The 18,776-nt window shown below is 73.0% G+C and carries 15 protein-coding genes; 1 reads left to right on the top strand and 14 read right to left on the bottom strand.

The features are described from left to right. The first annotated feature begins 150 nt into the window (after positions 1-150). Positions 151-1,221 (top strand): asparaginase, encoded by a 1,071-nt coding sequence (locus L8M95_RS16335; RefSeq protein ID WP_260487132.1) that lies wholly within the window; start codon positions 151-153, stop codon positions 1,219-1,221. A 129-nt stretch (positions 1,222-1,350) separates the two neighbouring features. Here the strand turns inward: L8M95_RS16335 and L8M95_RS16330 are convergent, their stop codons facing one another. The 14 genes from L8M95_RS16330 to murD all read right to left on the bottom strand — a co-directional run bounded on the left by L8M95_RS16330 (position 1,351) and on the right by murD (position 18,776). Continuing rightward, on the bottom strand, positions 1,351-2,808 hold the full coding sequence (locus tag L8M95_RS16330; RefSeq protein ID WP_260487131.1) for a DNA polymerase IV: 1,458 nt from the start codon (positions 2,806-2,808) through the stop codon (positions 1,351-1,353). Positions 2,809-2,821: 13 nt separating this feature from the next. After that, entirely contained in the window at positions 2,822-6,031 is a 3,210-nt protein-coding gene (ileS, locus tag L8M95_RS16325; protein WP_260487130.1) for an isoleucine--tRNA ligase, read from the bottom strand. Between the two features lie 282 nt (positions 6,032-6,313). Next, positions 6,314-6,526, bottom strand: a complete 213-nt coding sequence (locus L8M95_RS16320) for a hypothetical protein (RefSeq protein WP_260487129.1) — start codon at positions 6,524-6,526, stop codon at positions 6,314-6,316. A 194-nt stretch (positions 6,527-6,720) separates the two neighbouring features. Continuing rightward, complete coding sequence (locus L8M95_RS16315) at positions 6,721-7,704, bottom strand: DivIVA domain-containing protein (protein ID WP_260487128.1); 984 nt, start codon at positions 7,702-7,704, stop codon at positions 6,721-6,723. A gap of 132 nt (positions 7,705-7,836) precedes the next feature. Further along, positions 7,837-8,136 (bottom strand): YggT family protein, encoded by a 300-nt coding sequence (locus L8M95_RS16310; RefSeq protein ID WP_260487127.1) that lies wholly within the window; start codon positions 8,134-8,136, stop codon positions 7,837-7,839. A 72-nt stretch (positions 8,137-8,208) separates the two neighbouring features. Then, on the bottom strand, positions 8,209-8,904 hold the full coding sequence (locus L8M95_RS16305; protein ID WP_260487126.1) for a cell division protein SepF: 696 nt from the start codon (positions 8,902-8,904) through the stop codon (positions 8,209-8,211). A gap of 77 nt (positions 8,905-8,981) precedes the next feature. Continuing rightward, on the bottom strand, positions 8,982-9,710 hold the full coding sequence (locus L8M95_RS16300) for a YggS family pyridoxal phosphate-dependent enzyme (RefSeq protein ID WP_260487125.1): 729 nt from the start codon (positions 9,708-9,710) through the stop codon (positions 8,982-8,984). A 57-nt stretch (positions 9,711-9,767) separates the two neighbouring features. Further along, complete coding sequence (gene pgeF / locus L8M95_RS16295; protein ID WP_260487124.1) at positions 9,768-10,490, bottom strand: peptidoglycan editing factor PgeF; 723 nt, start codon at positions 10,488-10,490, stop codon at positions 9,768-9,770. An 11-nt stretch (positions 10,491-10,501) separates the two neighbouring features. Beyond that, positions 10,502-11,713: a cell division protein FtsZ gene (gene ftsZ / locus L8M95_RS16290; protein ID WP_260487123.1), complete on the bottom strand. Its 1,212-nt coding sequence runs from the start codon at positions 11,711-11,713 to the stop codon at positions 10,502-10,504. 229 nt (positions 11,714-11,942) lie between these two features. Then, a complete protein-coding gene (locus L8M95_RS16285; RefSeq protein WP_260487122.1) occupies positions 11,943-12,857 on the bottom strand; it encodes a cell division protein FtsQ/DivIB in 915 nt (304 codons plus the stop codon). Positions 12,858-12,870: 13 nt separating this feature from the next. Beyond that, positions 12,871-14,337, bottom strand: a complete 1,467-nt coding sequence (gene murC / locus L8M95_RS16280; protein ID WP_260489289.1) for a UDP-N-acetylmuramate--L-alanine ligase — start codon at positions 14,335-14,337, stop codon at positions 12,871-12,873. Positions 14,338-14,420: 83 nt separating this feature from the next. Then, complete coding sequence (gene murG, locus L8M95_RS16275; protein ID WP_260487121.1) at positions 14,421-15,563, bottom strand: undecaprenyldiphospho-muramoylpentapeptide beta-N-acetylglucosaminyltransferase; 1,143 nt, start codon at positions 15,561-15,563, stop codon at positions 14,421-14,423. Next, positions 15,560-17,215, bottom strand: coding sequence for a putative lipid II flippase FtsW (gene ftsW / locus L8M95_RS17550; protein WP_312027424.1), 1,656 nt, complete (start codon positions 17,213-17,215; stop codon positions 15,560-15,562). The genes murG and ftsW overlap by 4 nt, the downstream gene beginning before the upstream one ends. Before the next feature lie 4 nt (positions 17,216-17,219). After that, the gene (gene murD, locus L8M95_RS16265; RefSeq protein ID WP_260487120.1) at positions 17,220-18,776 is read right to left on the bottom strand and encodes a UDP-N-acetylmuramoyl-L-alanine--D-glutamate ligase; all 1,557 of its coding nucleotides are present in this window, start codon (positions 18,774-18,776) and stop codon (positions 17,220-17,222) included.

Here is an 18,776-nt window from a genome sequence, read left to right as displayed (position 1 = left end):
GTCGAGATGTTCGGCACCGGGCATGCGGTACCGAGCTGGTCATGGCTGGCGGGCCGGGTCACCGGCCCAACGAACACTGATGCGCCATTGTTCCATCGTCGGCGGCCGGGATGGTTGACGACGGGCCGTCAGCCCAGCACTGTGGACCGGGTGACCAACGCCGAGACCAGCACCGATACCCCCCACATCGTGATCTGCACCACCGGGGGCACGATCACCGCCTCGACGACGCCCGAGGGGGCGGTCCTGGCCGGCGATTCCGACCCCGCGACGCACGCCATGCTCGACGGCCTCCGCGCGGTGTTACCGGAGGAGATCCGGGTGAGCGCGCGGACGGTTCTCGACGCCGACTCCTCCACCTTCGGCCCCGCCGAGTGGGACCTGCTCGTCGACGCGGTGGCCGACGTGTTGTCCGATCCCGGGGTGTCCGGGGTCGTGGTGACCCACGGGACCGACACCCTCGAGGAGACCGCGATCGCGCTCGATCTGCACCACGACGACCCGCGGCCCGTGGCGATCACCGGGGCGCAGCTCCCCGCCGACCACCCCGAGGCCGACGGGCCCGCCAATCTGCTGGACGCCGTGCTCCTGGCGGCGGACCCCGTCTCCGGCGGCCTGGGGGTGCTCGTGGTGCTGGGCCGGGCGATCCTCCAGGCCCGCGGCGTGCGCAAGTGGCACACGACCGACCCCGTCGCCTTCGCCCGCAACTCACCCGAGCACCCGGTCGAGGACCTGCCCCCGGAACTCGAACGCCCCACCCTGCCCGCCCGGGCCCGGTTCGCCGACACCCGGGTCGACGTGGTCGCCTGCCCGCCCGGCGCGGACGCGGTCGCACTGCTCGCCTGTGTCGAGGCCGGCGCGCGCGGACTGGTGCTCGAGGGCTCGGGATCCGGAAACCTGCCACCGCTCGTCGCCGACGCGGTCGCCCGCCTCGCCGACGACCGACCGGACCTCGTGGTGGTCGCGTCCACCCGGGTGCCGCGGGGCGAGGCGAGCTCGACCTACGGTGGGCGGGGCGGTGGCGCCGAGCTCGCGACCCGCGGCGTGCTGAGCTGCGGGTACCTGCGGTCCGGGCAGGCCAGGGTCCTGCTCGCGGCGCTCCTGTCCACCGCGGACGCTGCAAACGGTGCCGGCGGTGACAATGGCGACGGCGGTGACGGCGGTGACGGTGCGGCCGCAGAGGTGCGTCGACGGTGGGCGCGCTACCACCTCTACAGCTGAGCGGCCTGCGCAACCCCTTAGGCGCCGCGCCCCCTTCGGCCTGCGCGCCCTCTTCGCCCACGAACCGCCCGGGTGCGCTGCCGGAATGGACCGATCCGGGCGCGTACGTCCCGGGGGATGGTCGGCGAACTACCAGCCCAGGGAGTCCAGGGGGTCCGCGGGTTCGAGGTCCGGGTCGTCCTCGGCGAACGTGCGCATCCGGCCCGGACCCGTCGCCGCCGTCTCGAACCGCACCGACACCCGGCCGTGACCCGACCCCTGCACCCAGCCGTGCCCGAACTCCGGGTGTCGCACGTCCGCGCCCGTCTCGAAACTCTGGTGCCCGGCCTGCCGCCACGCCCCGATCGCCGGGAGTTCCGCGGCCTCCCGCCCCGCGGACGCCCCGTCGCCCGCTGGCCCCGACCCGGGGTCGGCCACGTCTGATCCATCGGTGGTGACCGTGGTGCCCACTCCCACGATGTCGGGCAGGTCCTCGTCGTCGTCACCCGGCCCCGTCCGGTCCCCGGGGACGAACTCCTGCTCGAAGAGCGCGTCCTGGTAGAAGTCGGTGAGGCCCGACACCCCCACGCCCAGCAACCGAATCGCCCCGAACTCCACCGGGTCCGGTGCCAGCGATCGGGCGACCGCGACGATCGTCTCCAGTGACGTGGTGCCCTGCGGCAGGGTGTACGAGCGGGTGATCGAGGTGAAATCCGACCGCTTGACCTTGACCGTCACCGTGCGCGCCGCGCGGCCGTCGGACAGGAGTCGGCGGTGCGCGGCCTCCGCCGCCCGGCGCACCGCTGCCGTGACCTGGCCCGGAGTGGTGAGATCGGCGGCGAACGTGCTCTCCGCACTGATCTGCTTGGCCTCGGCGCGCTCGTGGACCGGACGGTCGTCGTACCCGCGGGCGATCCGGGCGATCGCCGGGCCCACGGACCTGCCGAGCGCGTGGGCCACGTCGTCGTCGTCCATCTCCGCGAGGTCCCCGATCGTGGCCACACCGAACTGGGACAACCGCTCCCCCGCCACCGGGCCCACACCCCACAGGCTCCGGACGGGCAGCGGATACAGCACCTCGGCGTGATCGCGACGCGGCACCACCGCCACCCCGTCGGGCTTGGCCAACTCCGACGCGATCTTGGCGTACTGCTTCCCCGCGCCCGCCCCCACCGAGGCGGGTAGCCCGGTGGCCTCGCGGATCGCGGCCCGCAACTCGTGGGCCCACCGCCGCGTCCGCTCGACATCCGCACCGCGCAGTTCGGGCGGCTCGAGGAACGCCTCGTCCACGGAGATCTGCTCCACGACCGGCGCGTGCTCGGCGAACACCTCGAACACCCGGCGGCTCAGTGCCCGGTAGACCGGCATCCGCGGGGAGACGAACACCGCCGAGGGGCCCACGAGCCGGCGGGCCTGGTGCGACGGCATCGCCGACCGCGCCCCGAAGGCCCGTGCCTCGTACGAACAGCCCGCCACCACGCCGCGGCCACCCTGCCCGCCGACGAGCACCGGCCGACCCCGCAGGGTCGGCCGGGTCAACTGCTCACAGGACGCGAAGAACGCGTCCATGTCCACGTGCAGGACCCACCGGTCCTGCCCGCCACTCATGACGAGCCGCCGGTCAGACCCGAGCCAGCGTCATCCGGACGCCCTCGGCTAGTTCGGCCGGGGTCCCGTCAGCCGGGTCCAACGCGTCGACCACCGCGAAATCGGTGGCCAGCACCTCGCCGGCGATGAGCTGCGCGTGACGGTCCGCCCACTCGCGGCGGGCGGCCGGTACCTCCATGCGCACCCGGATGCGGTCGGAGATGTCGAACCCGGCGCCGCGGCGGGCCTCCTGGATCTCCCGGATCCGGTCCTTGGCCCAGCCCTCGGCCTCGAGCTCCTCCGTGACCGTCAGGTCGAGCACGACCAGACCGGCACCGCCGGGCAGCGCCGCCGTGGACTCGGGATCGGCGGCCACGAGCCGGTGCTCGTACTCACCCTCCTGGAGCTCCACGCCGCCGGCGACCACGACACCGTCGGTCTCGGTCCAGTCGCCGGACTTCGCGGCCTTGATGCAGGCCTGGACCTGCTTGCCCAGCCGCGGCCCGGCGGCGCGCGCGTTGACCGCCAGCTCCATCCGGCCGTGGGCGGCCACGTCACTGGTGAGGCGCACCTCGCGCACATTGACCTCGTCGGCGATGAGCCCGGTGAACGGCTGGAGCCGCCCGGCGTCGGGCATCGCGACGGTGAGCGAGTTGAGCGGCAGGCGCACGCGCAGGTGCTTGGCCTTGCGGATCGAGGACACGGTCGAGCACACGTCGCGCACCGCCTCCATCGCCTCGACCAGGCCCTCATCCCCCGGCAGTTCGTCGGCGGTCGGCCAGTCCACCAGGTGCACCGACTCCTCGCCGGTGAGGCCGGTCCACACGACCTCGCTCATCAGCGGCAGCAGCGGGGCCGCGAGGCGCATGGTGGTCTCGAGCACCGTGTAGAGGGTGTCGAAGGCGTCGCGGGAATCCTGGCCACTGTCCTCGCCGGCCCAGAAGCGCGAGCGCGACCGGCGGACGTACCAGTTGGTCAGGGCGTCCGCGAACAGGCGCAGCTCGTCGCAGGCCGCGGCGATGTCGGTGGCGTCCAGTGCGTCGGTCATGGCGTCGCGGGTCGAGGCCAGACGGGACAGGATGTAGCGGTCCAGTACGTGCGGGGAGTCCGTGCGCCAGGTGGCCCGCCGGGCGGCGTACAGCTGGAAGAAGCTGTAGGTGTTCCACAGCGGCAGCATGGCCTGGCGGACGCCCTCGCGGATGCCCTGCTCGGTCACCACGAGGTTGCCGCCCCGCAGGATCGGCGAGCTCATGAGGAACCAGCGCATGGCGTCCGAGCCGTCGCGGGAGAAGACCTCGTTGACGTCCGGGTAGTTGCCCTTGGACTTGCTCATCTTGAGGCCGTCGTTGCCCAGGACGATCCCGTGGGCGGCGACGTGCGTGAACGCCGGGCGGTCGAACAGCGCGGTCGCCAGCACGTGCAGCGTGTAGAACCAGCCGCGGGTCTGGCCGTTGTACTCGACGATGAAGTCGCCCGGGTTGTGGGTCTCGAACCACTCCTTGTTCTCGAAGGGGTAGTGGACCTGGGCGAACGGCATCGAGCCGGACTCGAACCAGCAGTCGAACACGTCCGGGATGCGGCGCATCGTGGACTTGCCGGTCGGGTCGTCGGGGTTGGGTCGGGTCAACTCGTCGATGTACGGGCGGTGCAGGTCGGTGGGCCGGACGCCGAAGTCGGCCTCCAGCTCGTCGAGGGACCCGTAGACGTCGACGCGCGGGTAGGCGGGGTCGTCGGACTCCCACACCGGGATCGGCGCCCCCCAGTAGCGGTTGCGGTTGATGTTCCAGTCGCGGGCGCCCTCGAGCCACTTGCCGAACTGCCCGTCGCGGACGTGCTCCGGCATCCAGGTGATGTGCTCGCGGTTGAGCTCGACCATGCGGTCCCGGAACGCGGTGACCTTGACGAACCACGCCGGCAACGCCATGTAGATGAGCGGCTGCCCGGAACGCCACGAGTGCGGGTAGGAGTGCTCGATGGTCTCGTGGCGGATCAGCCGGCCGTCGGCCCGCAGGTCGCGGGAGATCGGCGCGTTGGCGTCAAAGACGAGCTGGCCGGCGTACGGCGGGACCTCGTAGGTGAACTTGCCGTCCGGGCCCACGGGGATGACGAGCTCGATCCCGGCGGCGTCGCAGGCGTCCTTGTCCTCCTCACCGAAGGCGGGTGCGAGGTGCACGACGCCGGTACCCGACTCGGTGGTGACGTAGTCGGCCGAGAGCACCACGTGGGCGCCGGCGTGCCCGGCGAAGAAGTCGAACGGCGGGGTGTAGCGCAGTCCCACCAGCTCGGAGCCCTTGACGGTGGTCACGACCTCCGCGTCGTCGCCGAACTCGGCGGCGTACACGCCGCGGCGGGCCTCGGCCAGGACGAACAGTCGGCCGGCGAACTCTCCGGAGTTGACCCGGACCACCGAGTAGTCGATCTCGGGATGCACGGCGGCGGCGAGGTTGGACGGGAGGGTCCAGGGCGTGGTGGTCCACACCAGCGCCTCGGCGCCGTGGAACGGGCTGTCCTGCGGGGCCTCCAGCGGCAGCCCCACGGTGACGGCCGGGTCCTGCCGCATCTTGTAGGCGTCGTCCAGGCGGGTCTCCTGGTTGGACAGCGGGGTCTGCTCGTACCACGAGTACGGGAGCACGCGGAAGCCCTTGTAGATCAGGCCCTTGTCGTACAACCGCTTGAAGGCCCACAACACGGACTCGGTGAAGTCGATGTCGAGCGTCTTGTAGTCGTTCTCGAAGTCCACCCAGCGGGCCTGACGGTGGACGTACTTCTCCCACTCGTCGGTGTACTGCAGAACCGACTTCTCGCAGGCGTTGTTGAACTCCGCCAGACCCATGTCGAGGATCTGGGACTTCTCGGTGATGCCGAGCTGCTTCTCGGCCTCGAGCTCGGCGGGCAGTCCGTGGCAGTCCCAGCCGAAGCGGCGCTCCACCTTGTAGCCACGCATCGTGCGGTAGCGCGGGACGACGTCCTTGACGTACCCGGTGAGCAGGTGGCCGTAGTGGGGCAGGCCGTTGGCGAACGGGGGCCCGTCGTAGAAGACGTACTCCTGCGCGTCTGCGCGGTTGCGGATGGACCGGCGGAACGTGTCGCGTTCGTCCCAGCGCTGGAGGACCGTCTCCTCGAGGGCGGGGAACGACGGCGTCTGGGACGTGGTGCCCCCGGCGAGGTCGAGCACGGGGTACGCGCTGCCGGTGGCAGCGGGCTCGCCGTCGGCGCGCTCGGTCGCTACGGGTTCGGTGCTCATCTGGGCGGACTCCTCGCGTACGGGGCCCGCACGAGTTCGCATCCGTGGGGCCGTCAGGCCTGCGCTCGGGGACGATCCGGAACGCGTCTGGCGCGTTCCGTCCGCGGTACCACCCCGTTTGGCGACGACGTGCGACGCCCACTCGTGGGTCGGGCTGTGACGGGCTCCCCCGTTCGGTTCTACTGAGCGGGCCCGATACGCGGGGCCCGCCGTTCTTCCGAGCGCTCCCCGGTGATGGCCGGATCACAGCGCATCCGGCTCTCGGCCGGACAGGATCCGATATTACCCGTCGGTGCGGGCGTCCGCCTCTTCCGCGGTCACCGGCGGCTCGTGGCCGCGGTCCGCCCGACCACGGACCAGGTCGACCACAAGCAGGACGAGCCCCAGGGCCCCGACGACGATGCACGCCCACGCCCACCCGATCTGACCGGTCGCGACGGCCGCCACGAGGAAGCCGAAGCCGAGGATCGTCAGTCCGAGAGCGGCGACGAGCATCCGTGCCTCCTGGTGCGTGCGAATCCGTGGTGCTGAATCGTGGTGCTGTGCGAATCGTGGTGCTGTGCGGTGCGGGTCGGGAACGCGCACCGTCGGCGGCGACCCCGTCCTCCCCCGAATATACGTCGGTCCCCGCACCCTCGGGCAGGGGCGGGGACCGTTCGTGTCACACGGGGTGGATCACAAGGGGTAGATCACTCGGCGCGGTGGCCGCCGTCCTTCTTGGCCGCCTGGTCCGACGAACCGGGGGCACCCGGGACGTCGCCGCCGGCGGACGGGGTGGACGCGGACGAGGCGGCCGGGGCCGCCGATCCGGTCTTGCCCAGCTCGGACAGCTGGTTCTCCAGGTAGCTGGTGAGACGGCTGCGGTAGTCCTTCTCGAACGTGCGCAGCTGGTCGATCCGGCTCTCGAGCACGCCACGCTGCTGGTTGATCGTGGCCATGATCTCGGTGTGCTTGCGCTCGGCGTCGGCCTGCAGGGCGTCGGCCTTGGCCTGCGCCTCCCTGACCTGCTGCTCGGAGCGGGCCTGGGCGTCCTTGACGATCCCGTCGGACTTGCTCTTGGCCTCGGCGAGGAGCTTGTCGGCCTCCTTGCGGGCGTCGCCGACCATCTTGTCGGACTGCGACTTGGCGTCACCGACCAGCTTCTCCGACCGGGTCCGGGCGTCGCCCACCAGGCGGTCGGACTCGCTGCGGGCCTTGGCCATGAGTCCGTCGGACTCCTTCTTGGCCTCTCCGGTGAGCCGGTCCGCCATCTCCTGGGCCATGGCCAGGACGCGGGCGGCGCGCAGGTGGGTCTCGTTGTTGGCGGCGCCGTCGTCCTCGCTGCGGCCCAGCGACGGGGTCGCCGCGGCGGGAGTCGGGGTGGCAGGGGCCGGGGTGGTGGGAGCCGGGGCCGGAGCCGGGGTGGGCGCGGGCGCCGCGGCGGCCGGCTGCTGCGCGGCACCGGAGCCACCGGAGGACTTGCCGGCCTCGTCGGCGGCCTTACGCGCCTTCTCGAGGTCGCGGGTCAGCTCCTCCACCCGCTGGCGCAGGTCCTCGTTGTCCGAGACGAGTTCCGCGAGCTCCGTCTCGACCAGGTCGAGGAACTGGTCGACCTCGTCCTCGTTGTAGCCCCGCTTGCCGATCGGCGGCTTGGAGAACGCGACGTTGTGCACATCGGCTGGTGTCAACGGCATGGGATACCCCTCGTGGTCGTCTCGGGTGCCGGCCCGGCGATTTCGCACCGGACCCACGACTTCATTACTACCTTAACGGTGGCCAATCTAGTCACAATCGGCCCGCGCGTCACCAGCGGCCGCGGCTCGGCCTCACGCCACGCTCATCATCAGCCCGCGCAGGATCACCTGGATGACGATGATGATGACGAACAGCACCAGCACGGACAGGTCCAGGGAGATCTGCCCCAGACGCACGGGCTTGATCACCTTGCGGAGCGCCTTGACCGGCGGGTCCGTGACGGTGAACAGCCACTCCAGCACCACGGCGAGGATGCCGCGCGGGGTCCACCCGCGGGAGAACGACGCGATCATCTCGACCACGATCCTGGCGAGGAGCATGTACCAGAAGACCTGGGTGATGATGTAGAGGACCAGCAGGGTTTCACGCACGGCTCAACCCTACTGGCCCGCGGCGTCGCGCCGTCACGGGCATGCTGTCGGCTCCGGTCAAGATGGTGGGCGTCAGCGCCGGAAGGCGCCGTTGACGGCGTCGCGGACCTCGGCCTCGGTGAGGTCCATGCCGGCCGGCTGCAGGAGGAAGGTGCGCTCGCGGTCGGCGACCTTCTCCATGCGGCCGTCGAGGCCGAACACGAGGCCGGCCGCGAAGTCCACCATGCGACGCGCGTCGCCGGAGGCCATGGTCGACAGATCCAGGACGACGGCGCGACCGGCGCGGAAGTGCTCGCCGAGACTCTTGCCGTCACCGAAGCCACGGGGGCGCTCGACGACGGTCTCGGGCACGGTCACCAGGCCGTCCTCCACGAAGTCCTCCTCGGGCGCGAGCGCGACGGCGCCGCGGGTGGCGGGCACGCCGCGCAGGGTGGCGCGCGCTCCGGCCTCGGCGGCGTGGTAGCGGCGCGGGCGGGGGGCGGGCTCGTCGACGTCGGCGCGTCGCGGTGCCGCGGGGCGCTCGTCGGCCGGGCCCAGATCGGCGAGGCGACCGCGGGGGGCGGGCTCCTCCGGGTACCGGTCCACGGCGTAGCCGTAGTCGTCGCGGCGGTCGCGGACGACCGGGCCGAGGTCGTCCGTCTCGTGGATGCCCCGGGGGGCACGCACGTCGTGGTGGACGGGTCGGTCGTAGTCGTCGAGGTACTCGTCGTCGTACGCCGCGACGGGCGCCATTCCGAAGTACTCCTTGAACCGGGCGATTGCGCTCATCTTCCGGGCCCTTCCTGGTAACGGGGTCGTCGCGGGCGTGTGTTCTTCGCGGGCGGGTGTCCCCGCGAGGCTGGATCTCAAACTACTGGCCGGGGGCCGAGGATGGCCGTTCCGACACGCACGCAGGTGGAACCCGCCGCGATCGCCTCCTCGATGTCCCCCGACATCCCGGCGGAGAACTCCGCCGCCCCAGGATGCTCCCGGCGCAGGGCTTCCGCCACCGCGGCGGCATCGGCGAAATGGGCGCCCGCGTCGCCCTCGAGCGGGGGGACCACCATGAGCCCGGCGAGGCGCAGGTGGTCCAACCCCGCCACGTGGTCGGCGAGGGCGGGCAGATCCTCACGGGTCACCCCGCCGCGCGAGGTGTCACCGTCCAGGCTCAGCTGGAGCAGGACGGGCAGGGGCGTGACGCCCTCGCGCTCGCCGGCCGCGCGGGCCCGGCCCTTCTGGAGGCCGTTCGCGACCTTGACCGAGTCCACGGAGTGCACCCGGTCGGCCCACCCGGCCACCGCGGCGGCCTTGTTGGACTGGATGTGCCCGACCATGTTCCAGCGCACGGCCGCGGCCAGCGCGGCGTCGGCGGCGGCCAGGTCGGCGACCTTCGCGGCGGCCTCCTGGACGCGGTTCTCACCGACGTCGCGCACCCCGAGGCGGGCGAGCCGGAGGACGTCGGTGACCGGGTGGTATTTGGTGACGACGACGAGGTCGACCTCGTCGGTCCGTCCCGCGGCCGCCCGGGCCGCGTCCAGACGCTGCCGGGTCTCGGCCAGTCGGGTGGCGAGTTCCTCGGCCCTGGGATCGGTCATGTCCCCCTCTTCCTCCTCCGGGCCGGCGGGTCCGCCCGGCGGCCTCCTGCGGTCCCGTTACCCCTGCCGCCAGATCACGCTGGCCTGGCGCCCGGTCCGTCCCTGTCGACGATAGGAGAACAGGGAGTCCTCGGCGATCGTGCATCGCGGGTCGGAATCGACGCGGGTGACGCCGAGCCCGGCGAGCTGGCGGGTGAGGCCCCTGCGCAGGTCCACCCCGGCGGTGCCGGCGAGGGTCCGGGCGCGACTGCCGGGGAGGGCGGCCTCGACCTCGCCCACCATCTCCGGGGGCAGCTCGTAGTGCTCCCCCGCCGCGGCCGGCCCGAGGAGCACGGTGATGCGTTCCGCGCGGGCGCCCAGCGAGGTCATGGCGCCGATGAGCGCGGGGACGATCCCGCCGACCGCGCCGACCCGGCCCGCGTGCACGGCCCCGATCACCCCGGCCTCGGAGTCCGCGGCCAGGACCGGCACGCAGTCGGCGGTGAGCACCGCCAGCGCCAGGCCCGGCCGGTCGGTCACCAGGCCGTCGGTGGCCGGGACCGGCCCGCCCGTGGGCCGGGTGACGCGGGCGATCCGGGTGCCGTGGACCTGGTCCATCCACACGACGTTGGCCGCGGGCAGGCCGAGCCGGCGGGCCAGGCGCGCCCTGTTGGCGGCGACCGCCGCCGGGGAGTCCCCGACGTGGTCACCGAGGTTGAACGAGTCGAAGTCTCCGGTCGACGCGCCGCCGCGGCGGTCGGTGACCACCCGGCGGACGCGCCCCGTACCGTCGGCGGTCACGGGTCGGGCCGTCAGTGCCGCATGAACGGCGGGACGTCGATGTCGTCATCGTCGTCCCGGCGGCGGGAGGAGGATGATCCCGCGGAGGACGACGACGTGCCGGCCGAGGAGGCGGGACCCGGGTAGGCCGACTCCTCGCGGCGGCGACCGTCGAGGGGGGTCGATCCGAGCTCCGAGGCACCACCGGTGTCGCCGGAGGCGCCGGGGACCGACTCGTCGTCGTCGAGGTGGTGGCGGCCGCGGCGCGGCTGGCCGGCTCCGGCGGTGACCGGGCGCGACCCGCCGTCGAACCCGGCGGCGATGACGGTCACGCGGACCTCGTCGCCGAGGGAATCGTCCACGACGGTGCCGAAGATGATGTTGGCGTCCGGGTGCGCCTCCTCCTGGACGAGCGACGCGGCCTCGTTGATCTCGAACAGGCCCAGGTCGCTGCCGCCGGCGATGGACATGAGCACGCCCTTGGCGCCCTCCATCGTGGTCTCGAGAAGCGGGGAGTTGATGGCGGCCTCGGCGGCCTTGAAGGCGCGCCCCTCGCCGCGGGAGGAGCCGATGCCCATGAGAGCGCTGCCCGCACCCGACATCACGCCCTTGACGTCGGCGAAGTCGACGTTGATGACGCCGGGCGTGGTGATGAGGTCGGTGATGCCCTGGACACCGTTGAGGAGGACCTCGTCGGCGGTCTTGAACGCCTCCATCATCGACACGCCCGCGTCGCCGAGCTGGAGCAGGCGGTCGTTGGGGATCACGATGAGCGTGTCGCAGGCCTCGCGCAGCTGGTCGATGCCGGTGTCGGCCTGTCCTCCGCGGCGCTTGCCCTCGAACGAGAAGGGGCGGGTGACCACGCCGACGGTCAGGGCACCGAGCTTGCGGGCGATCGCGGCCACGACGGGCGCGCCGCCGGTGCCGGTGCCGCCACCCTCGCCGGCGGTGACGAAGACCATGTCGGCCCCCTTGAGGACCTCCTCGATCTCGTCCTTGTGGTCCTCGGCGGCCTTGCGACCGACCTCCGGGTCCGCGCCGGCGCCCAGCCCGCGGGTGAGCTCGCGACCCACGTCGAGTTTGACGTCGGCGTCCGACATGAGGAGGGCCTGCGCGTCGGTGTTCACGGCGATGAACTCGACGCCCTTCAGGCCCTCGTCGATCATCCGGTTGACGGCGTTGACGCCGCCGCCGCCGATCCCGACGACCTTGATGACTGCGAGGTAGTTGTGCGGTGAGCTCATCGAGGCCCGGCCTTCCTATGGGGGTGTCGTGCTCGGTTGCATGCTGTCTCGACGAAAGTTCCGCGAGCCTAAAGTCTCACCCTCTAGTTGAGGGTTAAACTTGCTGGTCAGAGGCCTTTTCCGCCGTCTGCACACACGGTAGGGCCAGCGGCGCCGCGCGTCCACGAGGCTCGCGGGCGTGTCGTGCCCAACAGATGTCCGTGGCCCGGTATCCCCGGGCCCGGCGGCTCTACCGCGAGGCCGGCAGGGCGGGGTTGGACACGTTCCAGGTCTGCCCGGGCTGCTCCAACACCATCCGCAACGCGACGGCCTTCTCGTGGTCGCGTCCCGCCGCGCCCCACTCGACGATCCGACCGTCGGCGAGCGTGAGGACGATCGACGCGGGTGTTTCCACCTCGACCGAACCGATCTCCTGACCCGCCGTGTCGCGCACCTCGGTGAACACGGTCGCCAGGTCGCGGACGATCGAGGGCAGGTCGGACCCCGCCGCCTCGCCCACGGTGAGCAGGGGCGTGCCGGGAGGGGCCTCGCCGGGCCCGAAGTCGATGCCCTGGGCGTCCACCAGGTGCTGGGCACCGTCGACCTCCACGACCACCAGGGCGGTGCGCTCAACCAACTCGATCCGCAGCGCCGACGGGTAGTCACGCTTGACGGTCACCTGGTCGACCCGGGGCAGCCCTGCCACCCGCCGCGCGACGGCGTGGGTGTCCACCTGGAGCAGAGGGGTCCCGGGCGCGACGGCCGCGCGCTCGGTCACGACCTCCGACGCGATGGTCCGTGTGCCCACCACACTGATCCCCCGAACCGAGAACACCGGTAGGAAGTACAGGGCGATGTACCCGATGAGCAGTACCACCAGCGCCACCCCGAGGCCGGCGTAGATGCGGTTGGTCCGCCGCCGACGCCTGCGCAACCGCGCGCGGACCGCCGGGTCGGAGTGCCGGACCCGCTCGTCGGATCCGCGGACCGTGGCCGCGGCGAGCCGGCGGTCGGGGTCATCGGTGAACGCGGCCTCCGGACCCCCGTCGATCGCCGGGTCCCCCGGTCCGCCGTGGGTGGGCCGGAGATCCGGCTCGTCGAGCGGCTCGTCCTCCGGCCCGTCGACGGGCGCGTCGTCCGGTCGCTGCCCGGGGTGATCGGTCACCGCGCGGCCCTCCTCACGAACCCCGGCCCCACGGACCGCTCTCGGCGACGATCCGCGGGCCGAGGGTGGTGATGTCCCCGGCCCCGAGCGTGAACACCACGTCCTCGGGCTCGAGGAGGTCGAGCACCGCCGCCAGCGCGGCGTCCAGGTCGGGCACGTGCTGCACGGGGACCGTCACGTGCCGCGCGACGGACCCGCCGTCGATGCCGGGTTCGGGCTGTTCGCGGGCACCGTAGACGTCGAGCACCACGACCCGGTCCGCCAGGGAGAGCGCCCGGCCGAACTCCTCGGCGAAGATGCGCGTCCGTGAATACAGGTGGGGTTGGAACACGGCGACCAGACGACCACCGTCCGTCTCGACGATCTCCCGCGCCGCGCCGAGCACCGCCGCGACCTCGGTCGGGTGGTGTGCGTAGTCGTCGAACACCCGGGCCCGTCCCCCGTCGACGACGGCCTCGCCCTTGGGCTCGAAGCGGCGTCCCACTCCCCCGAACCCGGACAGGCCCGCGAGGAACCCGTCGACATCGAACACCCCGGAGTCGAACCCGGAGGCTCCGATCCCGCTCGCGGCGATCCCGCCGGTGGCGGTCACCTCGCGCGCGGCGAGCAGGGCGGCCACCGCGTTGAGGGCCATGTGCTCGCCGGGGGTCCCGACGTGGAGTTCGCCGTGGGGGACGCCGTCGAGCGTGAGGTCGGCGCGGGTGCCGGCGGAGTCGACGATGATGTCCGCGAGTTCGCCCGCCACGGGCAGGTCCGTGGCCGGTCCGTTCGCGGTCCGGTACCCCAGCACGCGCACGCCGGCCGCCGCGGCCCGCCGGGCGCGTTCGGCGGCGCCCCGGTCGTCCAGGCACACCACCAGCGCCCCGGTCGCGGGGATGCGGGCCAGGAAGGTGTCGAACACCTCGTAGTAGGCCTCGGCGGTGCCGAAGTGGTCGAGGTGATCGGGCTCGGCGTTGGTGAGGATCACCACGTCGGGCTCGTAGTGGACGAGCGAACCGTCGGACTCGTCGGCCTCGGCGACGAACACCGGGTCGTTCCCGCCCCGGGCGTTGGTGCCGAACTGCAGGACGGTGCCGCCCACCGCGAACGACGGGTCGGACCCGGCGGCGAGCATGCCGGCGATGAGCATCGAGGTCGTCGAGGTCTTGCCGTGTGTCCCGCAGACCATGACCGAGCGGCCAGACCGTGCCAGGTGCCCCAGTACCTGCGAGCGTGTGACGACGGGGATCCCCGCCGCCCCGGCCGCCGCCAGCTCGGGGTTGTCGGCGGGGATGGCGGCCTTGGAGATCACGACGATCTCCGGCGGTGCGCCGAGGGCCTCGAGATTCTCGGCACTGTGCCCCACCCGCACGATCGCCCCCCGGTCGGCCAGCGCCCGGAGGTCCGCCGAGTCACGGGCGTCACTGCCAGAGACCGCGACGCCGTGGTCGAGCAGGATCCGGGCGACTCCGGACATGCCGGCGCCGCCGATCCCGATCATGTGGACGCGGGTGAGAGTGGAGGGGACGTCATCGACGGACGCCGTGGTCGGCGGGACGGACGGGGTCGGCGGGGTGTGATCGGTCAACGAGGGGCCTTTCCGGCGGCGTCGAGCGCGATCCGCGCCACGACCTCCGCCGCGTCTCGGGAGCCGCCGCTGACGGCGGCGGTGGACATCGAGGACAGGCGGCCGCGGTCCAGTAGGAGCGGCAGGACCTCGGTCCGCAGGTAGTCGGGGGTGAGTGCGCCGTCCTCCACGAGGAGCGCGGCCCCGCCGGAGACCAGGTCGCGGGCGTTGAGGGCCTGCTCGCCGTTGCCGTGCGGGAGCGGGACGAACACCGCGGGCAGTCCGACGGCGGAGACCTCGGCGACGGTGATGGCGCCCGACCGGCACAGGATGAGGTCGGCGGCCGCGTAGGCCAGGTCCATCCGGTCCACGTAGGGCACGGTCACGTACGGGGCGCCGCCACCGGGCACCCGGGGGGCGTCGGCGACGTTCTTGGGGCCCACGGCGTGCAGGACGGCCACCCCGGCCCGGGAGAACTCCTCGGCGACGCCCGCCATCGCGGTGTTGAGCGAGCGCGCGCCCTGGGAGCCCCCGACCACCAACAGGGTCGGCGCGGCGGGGTCGAGTCCGAAGAACTCCCGGGCCTCGGCGCGCAGGGCGGCGCGGTCGAGCGTGGCCACGGAACGCGAGACGGGGTTGCCCACGACGCGGGCGTCCAGGCCCGAGCCGGACACGGCGGCCAGAGTGGCGACGGCGAAGCGGGCGCCGAGCTTGTTGGCGATGCCGGCGCGGGAGTTGGCCTCGTGGACGACGATCGGGATCCGGCGACGCCCCCGGGATCCCGGGCGGCTGATCGGTGCCGCCGCCGCGAGGTACACCGGCACGCAGGCGTAGCCACCGAACCCCACCACGACGTCCGCCTCGGTGCGTCGCAGGACCTCGCGGGCACCCCGCACCGCGCGGACGAGCCTGGCGGGCAGCCGGACCAGGTCGCCGCCGATCGTGCGCGGCAACGGGACGGGGTCCACCAGTTCGAGCGGGACACCCCGCCGCGGGACCAGTTCGGTCTCGAGGCCGCGGGGTGTGCCCACCGCGGTGACCCGGGCGGTCGGGTCGAGGGCGGTGACCGCCTCACCGACGGCGAGGGCCGGTTCGATGTGCCCGGCGGTGCCGCCGCCGACCACGAGGACGGACGGTCCGCCGGTCCGTGGGGCGGTCATCGCTCCCGCCCCCGGTGGATCGGGCTGGGCCGGGAGACACCGGGCGTCTGCCGGGTGCCCGCGTCGGGCGCGGGGCGACGCGGCTGGCGACGCTCGGCCTCGCGTCCGCGCACGGGTCGGGCGGTGCGCCCGGTCATCGCGGTGGCACCGCGGCGCCGGTCACGGGCGGCCTCGGCGGGGATGGGCATCGTCTCGTACGCCGGCGGCCGCGGGGCGCCCCGGGGCGGGCGCGGGACGGGGGCGGGCTGGGCCGTGCGGCGACCGCCCGCGGACCGGTCCCGCGGCGCGGGTCCGCCGCTGCGCGTCGGCTGCGGCCGGGTCACCGGGTCCCCGTACCGACGGGTGCCGGCGCTGGACCGGCCGGGCGTGGCGGAGGCCGGGACCGGGCGCTCGGGCGTGTAGGGCCGCGGGTCCGGCAGTGAGAGCCAGCGGCGACGCCGCCGCGCCGGGGAGCTGAGGATCGCGGAGATGGCCTCCGGCTCGTGCCGTGCGCAGTTGGCGAGCAACCCGAGCGAGGTCAGGGTGACCACGGCCGAGGTGCCGCCGTTGGAGATGAGCGGCAGCTGCAGACCCGTCACCGGCAGCAGGCCCACGACGTAGCCGATGTTGATGAAGGCCTGGATGACGATCGTCGCGGTGATGGTCCCGGCGAGCAGGCGGCGGTACGGGTCGACCGACCGCAGTGCGACCCGCATGCCGACCCACCCGAGGGTGAGGTACAGCGAGACCACGACGGCGGCACCGAACCAGCCGAGTTCCTCGCCGATGATCGCGAAGATGAAGTCGTTGGTGGCCTCGGGGAGGTAGAACCACTTGGCGCTGGACTGCCCCAGTCCGACGCCGAACAATCCGCCGTCTGCCAGGGAGAGCATGCCCTGGTAGGACTGGTAGGCCGCGCCCTGGGGGTTGGAGAAGTCACCCCGGAAGGTGTCGAGGTAGGTGCGGATCCGCTCGAAACGGTAGGCGAACGCGACGGCGAGTACACCGAACACCACGACGCCGACCGCGATCACCCACACGAAGTGCCGGGTGGGGTACCCGGAGAACCACAGCACGCACAGGAACGCGATGGTCACCGCGGTGGCCATGCCCAGGTCGGGGGCGACGACGACGAGGACCGCCACGGCGAGATAGCCGACCACGGCCGGGAAGAGCAGATCGAGCCAGTACCCCGTCCGGATGCGCTTGGCGACCACCGAGCACGCCCAGAGGATGAAGGCGAACTTGGCGATCTCGGCGGGCTGGATCGAGAACAGGCCGAGGTCGATCCAGCCCTTCGACCCGTTGACCTCGGATCCGACCCCGGGGATCAGCACGGCCACGAGCAGTCCGATCGCGACCAGCAGCAGCGGGAGCGCGGCGGCGCGGACCAGTTCGATCCGGATGCGCAGCGCCGTGACGAAGCCGACCCCGCCGATGAGGACGAACAGTGCCTGGCGCAGGAAGATGTCGAACGGCGTGCCGCCGCCGGAGAAGGCGAGCACGTTGGAGCTGGACAGCACCATGCCCAGGCCGATGACGGTGAGCAGGGCGGTGACCACCATCACCACGTGGTACGAGGTCAGGGGCGCGCGGCTGATGGCGGCCAGGGGCGCCGCGATGCGCCCGAGCAGGTCCGGCCGTGCCTCGTTCGTGGTGTCGTCGGTTGCCATCGCCCTACCTCCCGGCCACGCGGCCCACGGCGAGGACGAAGCTCCGCCCGCGGTGGCCGTAGTCGGTGAACATGTCCATCGACGCGGCCGCGGGGGCGAGCAACACCGTGTCGCCACCGGTGGCCATCCGTGCGGCCTCGGCGACCGCCCGGTCCATCGTCTGCTGCGGCTCGTCGGGACCCGCGGCATCGTCATCGTCTCCCGAGGCCAGCTCGACCACGGGCACCGCCGGCGCGTGTCGGGCCAATGCCTCGGCAATCCGCCCGCGGTCGCGTCCGATGAGGACCACCCCGCGCAGGACGTCGGCGACCTCGGCGACCAGTGGCTCGACGTCGGCGCCCTTGAGCAGGCCGCCCGCGATCCACACCATCTTCCCGCCCGCGAGCAGCGAGGTCCGGGCGGCGTGCGGGTTGGTGGCCTTGGAGTCGTCGATGTAGGTGACCCCGTCGACGGTGTCGACCGGCTCCGCCCGATGCGCGCCCACCTTGAACGAGCGCAGGGCCGCGGCGACGTGCTCGGGTCGCGCGCCCACGGAGAGGGCGACGGCCGAGGCGGCGAGGGCGTCGAGGACGCCCGCGGGCCCGGCCGGGCGGACGTCCGCGGCGGGCAGCAGCGCCACCTCGTCGTCGCTGCCTTCAGGACCGCTGCCATCCGGACCGCCTCCATCCGGATCGCTGCCCTCCGCGCCGATCCGCGCGGTGAGGACACCGTCGACCACGCCGCACTCCCCGGCACCGGGCGCGCCGAGGCGCACCCCGATGCGCGTCGCGGCGGGAGCGTCGGCGAGAAGCCGCGCGGCGATCTCGTCGTCGGCGCCGGCCACGGCCACCCGACCGGTGAGGACCCGGGCCTTGGCGGCGGCGTAGGCGTCCATGGATCCGTGCCAGTCGAGGTGGTCCTCGGCGACGTTGAGCACCACCCCGACGTCCGGGCGGCAGCTCGGCGCCCAGTGCAGCTGGAAGCTGGACAACTCGGCCGCCAGCACGTCGACTCGGGGTTCGGCCAGGAGCACGTCGGTGACGGGCAGCCCGATGTTGCCGCAGGCCCGTGCGGCCATCCCCGCCTCCAGGCAGATCGCCTCGAGCATCGAGGTGGTGGTGGTCTTGCCGTTGGTACCGGTCACCGCGAGCCAGGTCCGCCGCGGCCCGAACAGCTCGGCGACGTCGGCCCGCCAGGCCAGCTCGACATCCCCCCACACCGGTACCCCGGCGTCGGCGGCAGCCCGCAGCAACGGTGAGTCCGGCCGCCAGCCGGGGCTGGTGATCACGAGGTCGACGCGACCGGGGCCGCCGGAGGAGTCGAGGAGCTCGGCGGCGCGGTCGAGGTCCACGCCCGCACACCCGACGCCGTCCGGCAGCGCCTCGCGCAGCCGGGCGATGGCCTCGGGCCGGGAATCCGCCACGACGGGGTCTGCGCCCAGCGCGTCGAGGATGCGTACCGCGCCCGGGCCGGACACGCCCGCGCCCAGGACCAGCACCCGCGCGCCGGACAGCTCGCGCACGTCGGGCCCGGACCCGGCTGCGGTGTCGGTCGGTCGCGTGGAATGGGTCGTGTCGGTCAT

The sequence above is a fragment of the Dietzia sp. B32 genome (genome assembly GCF_024732245.1).
Classification (GTDB): Bacteria; Actinomycetota; Actinomycetes; order Mycobacteriales; family Mycobacteriaceae; genus Dietzia.
This window is presented reverse-complemented; position numbering and strand designations above follow the sequence as displayed.

What these genes read in the sequence shown, in the direction of transcription:
- L8M95_RS16330 (WP_260487131.1), bottom strand. Translation starts at nt 2,808, where the DNA reads ATGAGTGGCGGGCAGGACCGGTGGGTCCTGCACGTGGACATGGACGCG.
- ileS (WP_260487130.1), bottom strand. Translation starts at nt 6,031, where the DNA reads ATGAGCACCGAACCCGTAGCGACCGAGCGCGCCGACGGCGAGCCCGCT.
- L8M95_RS16320 (WP_260487129.1), bottom strand. Translation starts at nt 6,526, where the DNA reads ATGCTCGTCGCCGCTCTCGGACTGACGATCCTCGGCTTCGGCTTCCTC.
- L8M95_RS16315 (WP_260487128.1), bottom strand. Translation starts at nt 7,704, where the DNA reads ATGCCGTTGACACCAGCCGATGTGCACAACGTCGCGTTCTCCAAGCCG.
- L8M95_RS16305 (WP_260487126.1), bottom strand. Translation starts at nt 8,904, where the DNA reads ATGAGCGCAATCGCCCGGTTCAAGGAGTACTTCGGAATGGCGCCCGTC.
- L8M95_RS16300 (WP_260487125.1), bottom strand. Translation starts at nt 9,710, where the DNA reads ATGACCGATCCCAGGGCCGAGGAACTCGCCACCCGACTGGCCGAGACC.
- ftsZ (WP_260487123.1), bottom strand. Translation starts at nt 11,713, where the DNA reads ATGAGCTCACCGCACAACTACCTCGCAGTCATCAAGGTCGTCGGGATC.
- murC (WP_260489289.1), bottom strand. Translation starts at nt 14,337, where the DNA reads ATGATCGGGATCGGCGGCGCCGGCATGTCCGGAGTCGCCCGGATCCTG.
- murG (WP_260487121.1), bottom strand. Translation starts at nt 15,563, where the DNA reads ATGACCGCCCCACGGACCGGCGGACCGTCCGTCCTCGTGGTCGGCGGC.
- ftsW (WP_312027424.1), bottom strand. Translation starts at nt 17,215, where the DNA reads ATGGCAACCGACGACACCACGAACGAGGCACGGCCGGACCTGCTCGGG.
- murD (WP_260487120.1), bottom strand. Translation starts at nt 18,776, where the DNA reads ATGACCGACACGACCCATTCCACGCGACCGACCGACACCGCAGCCGGG.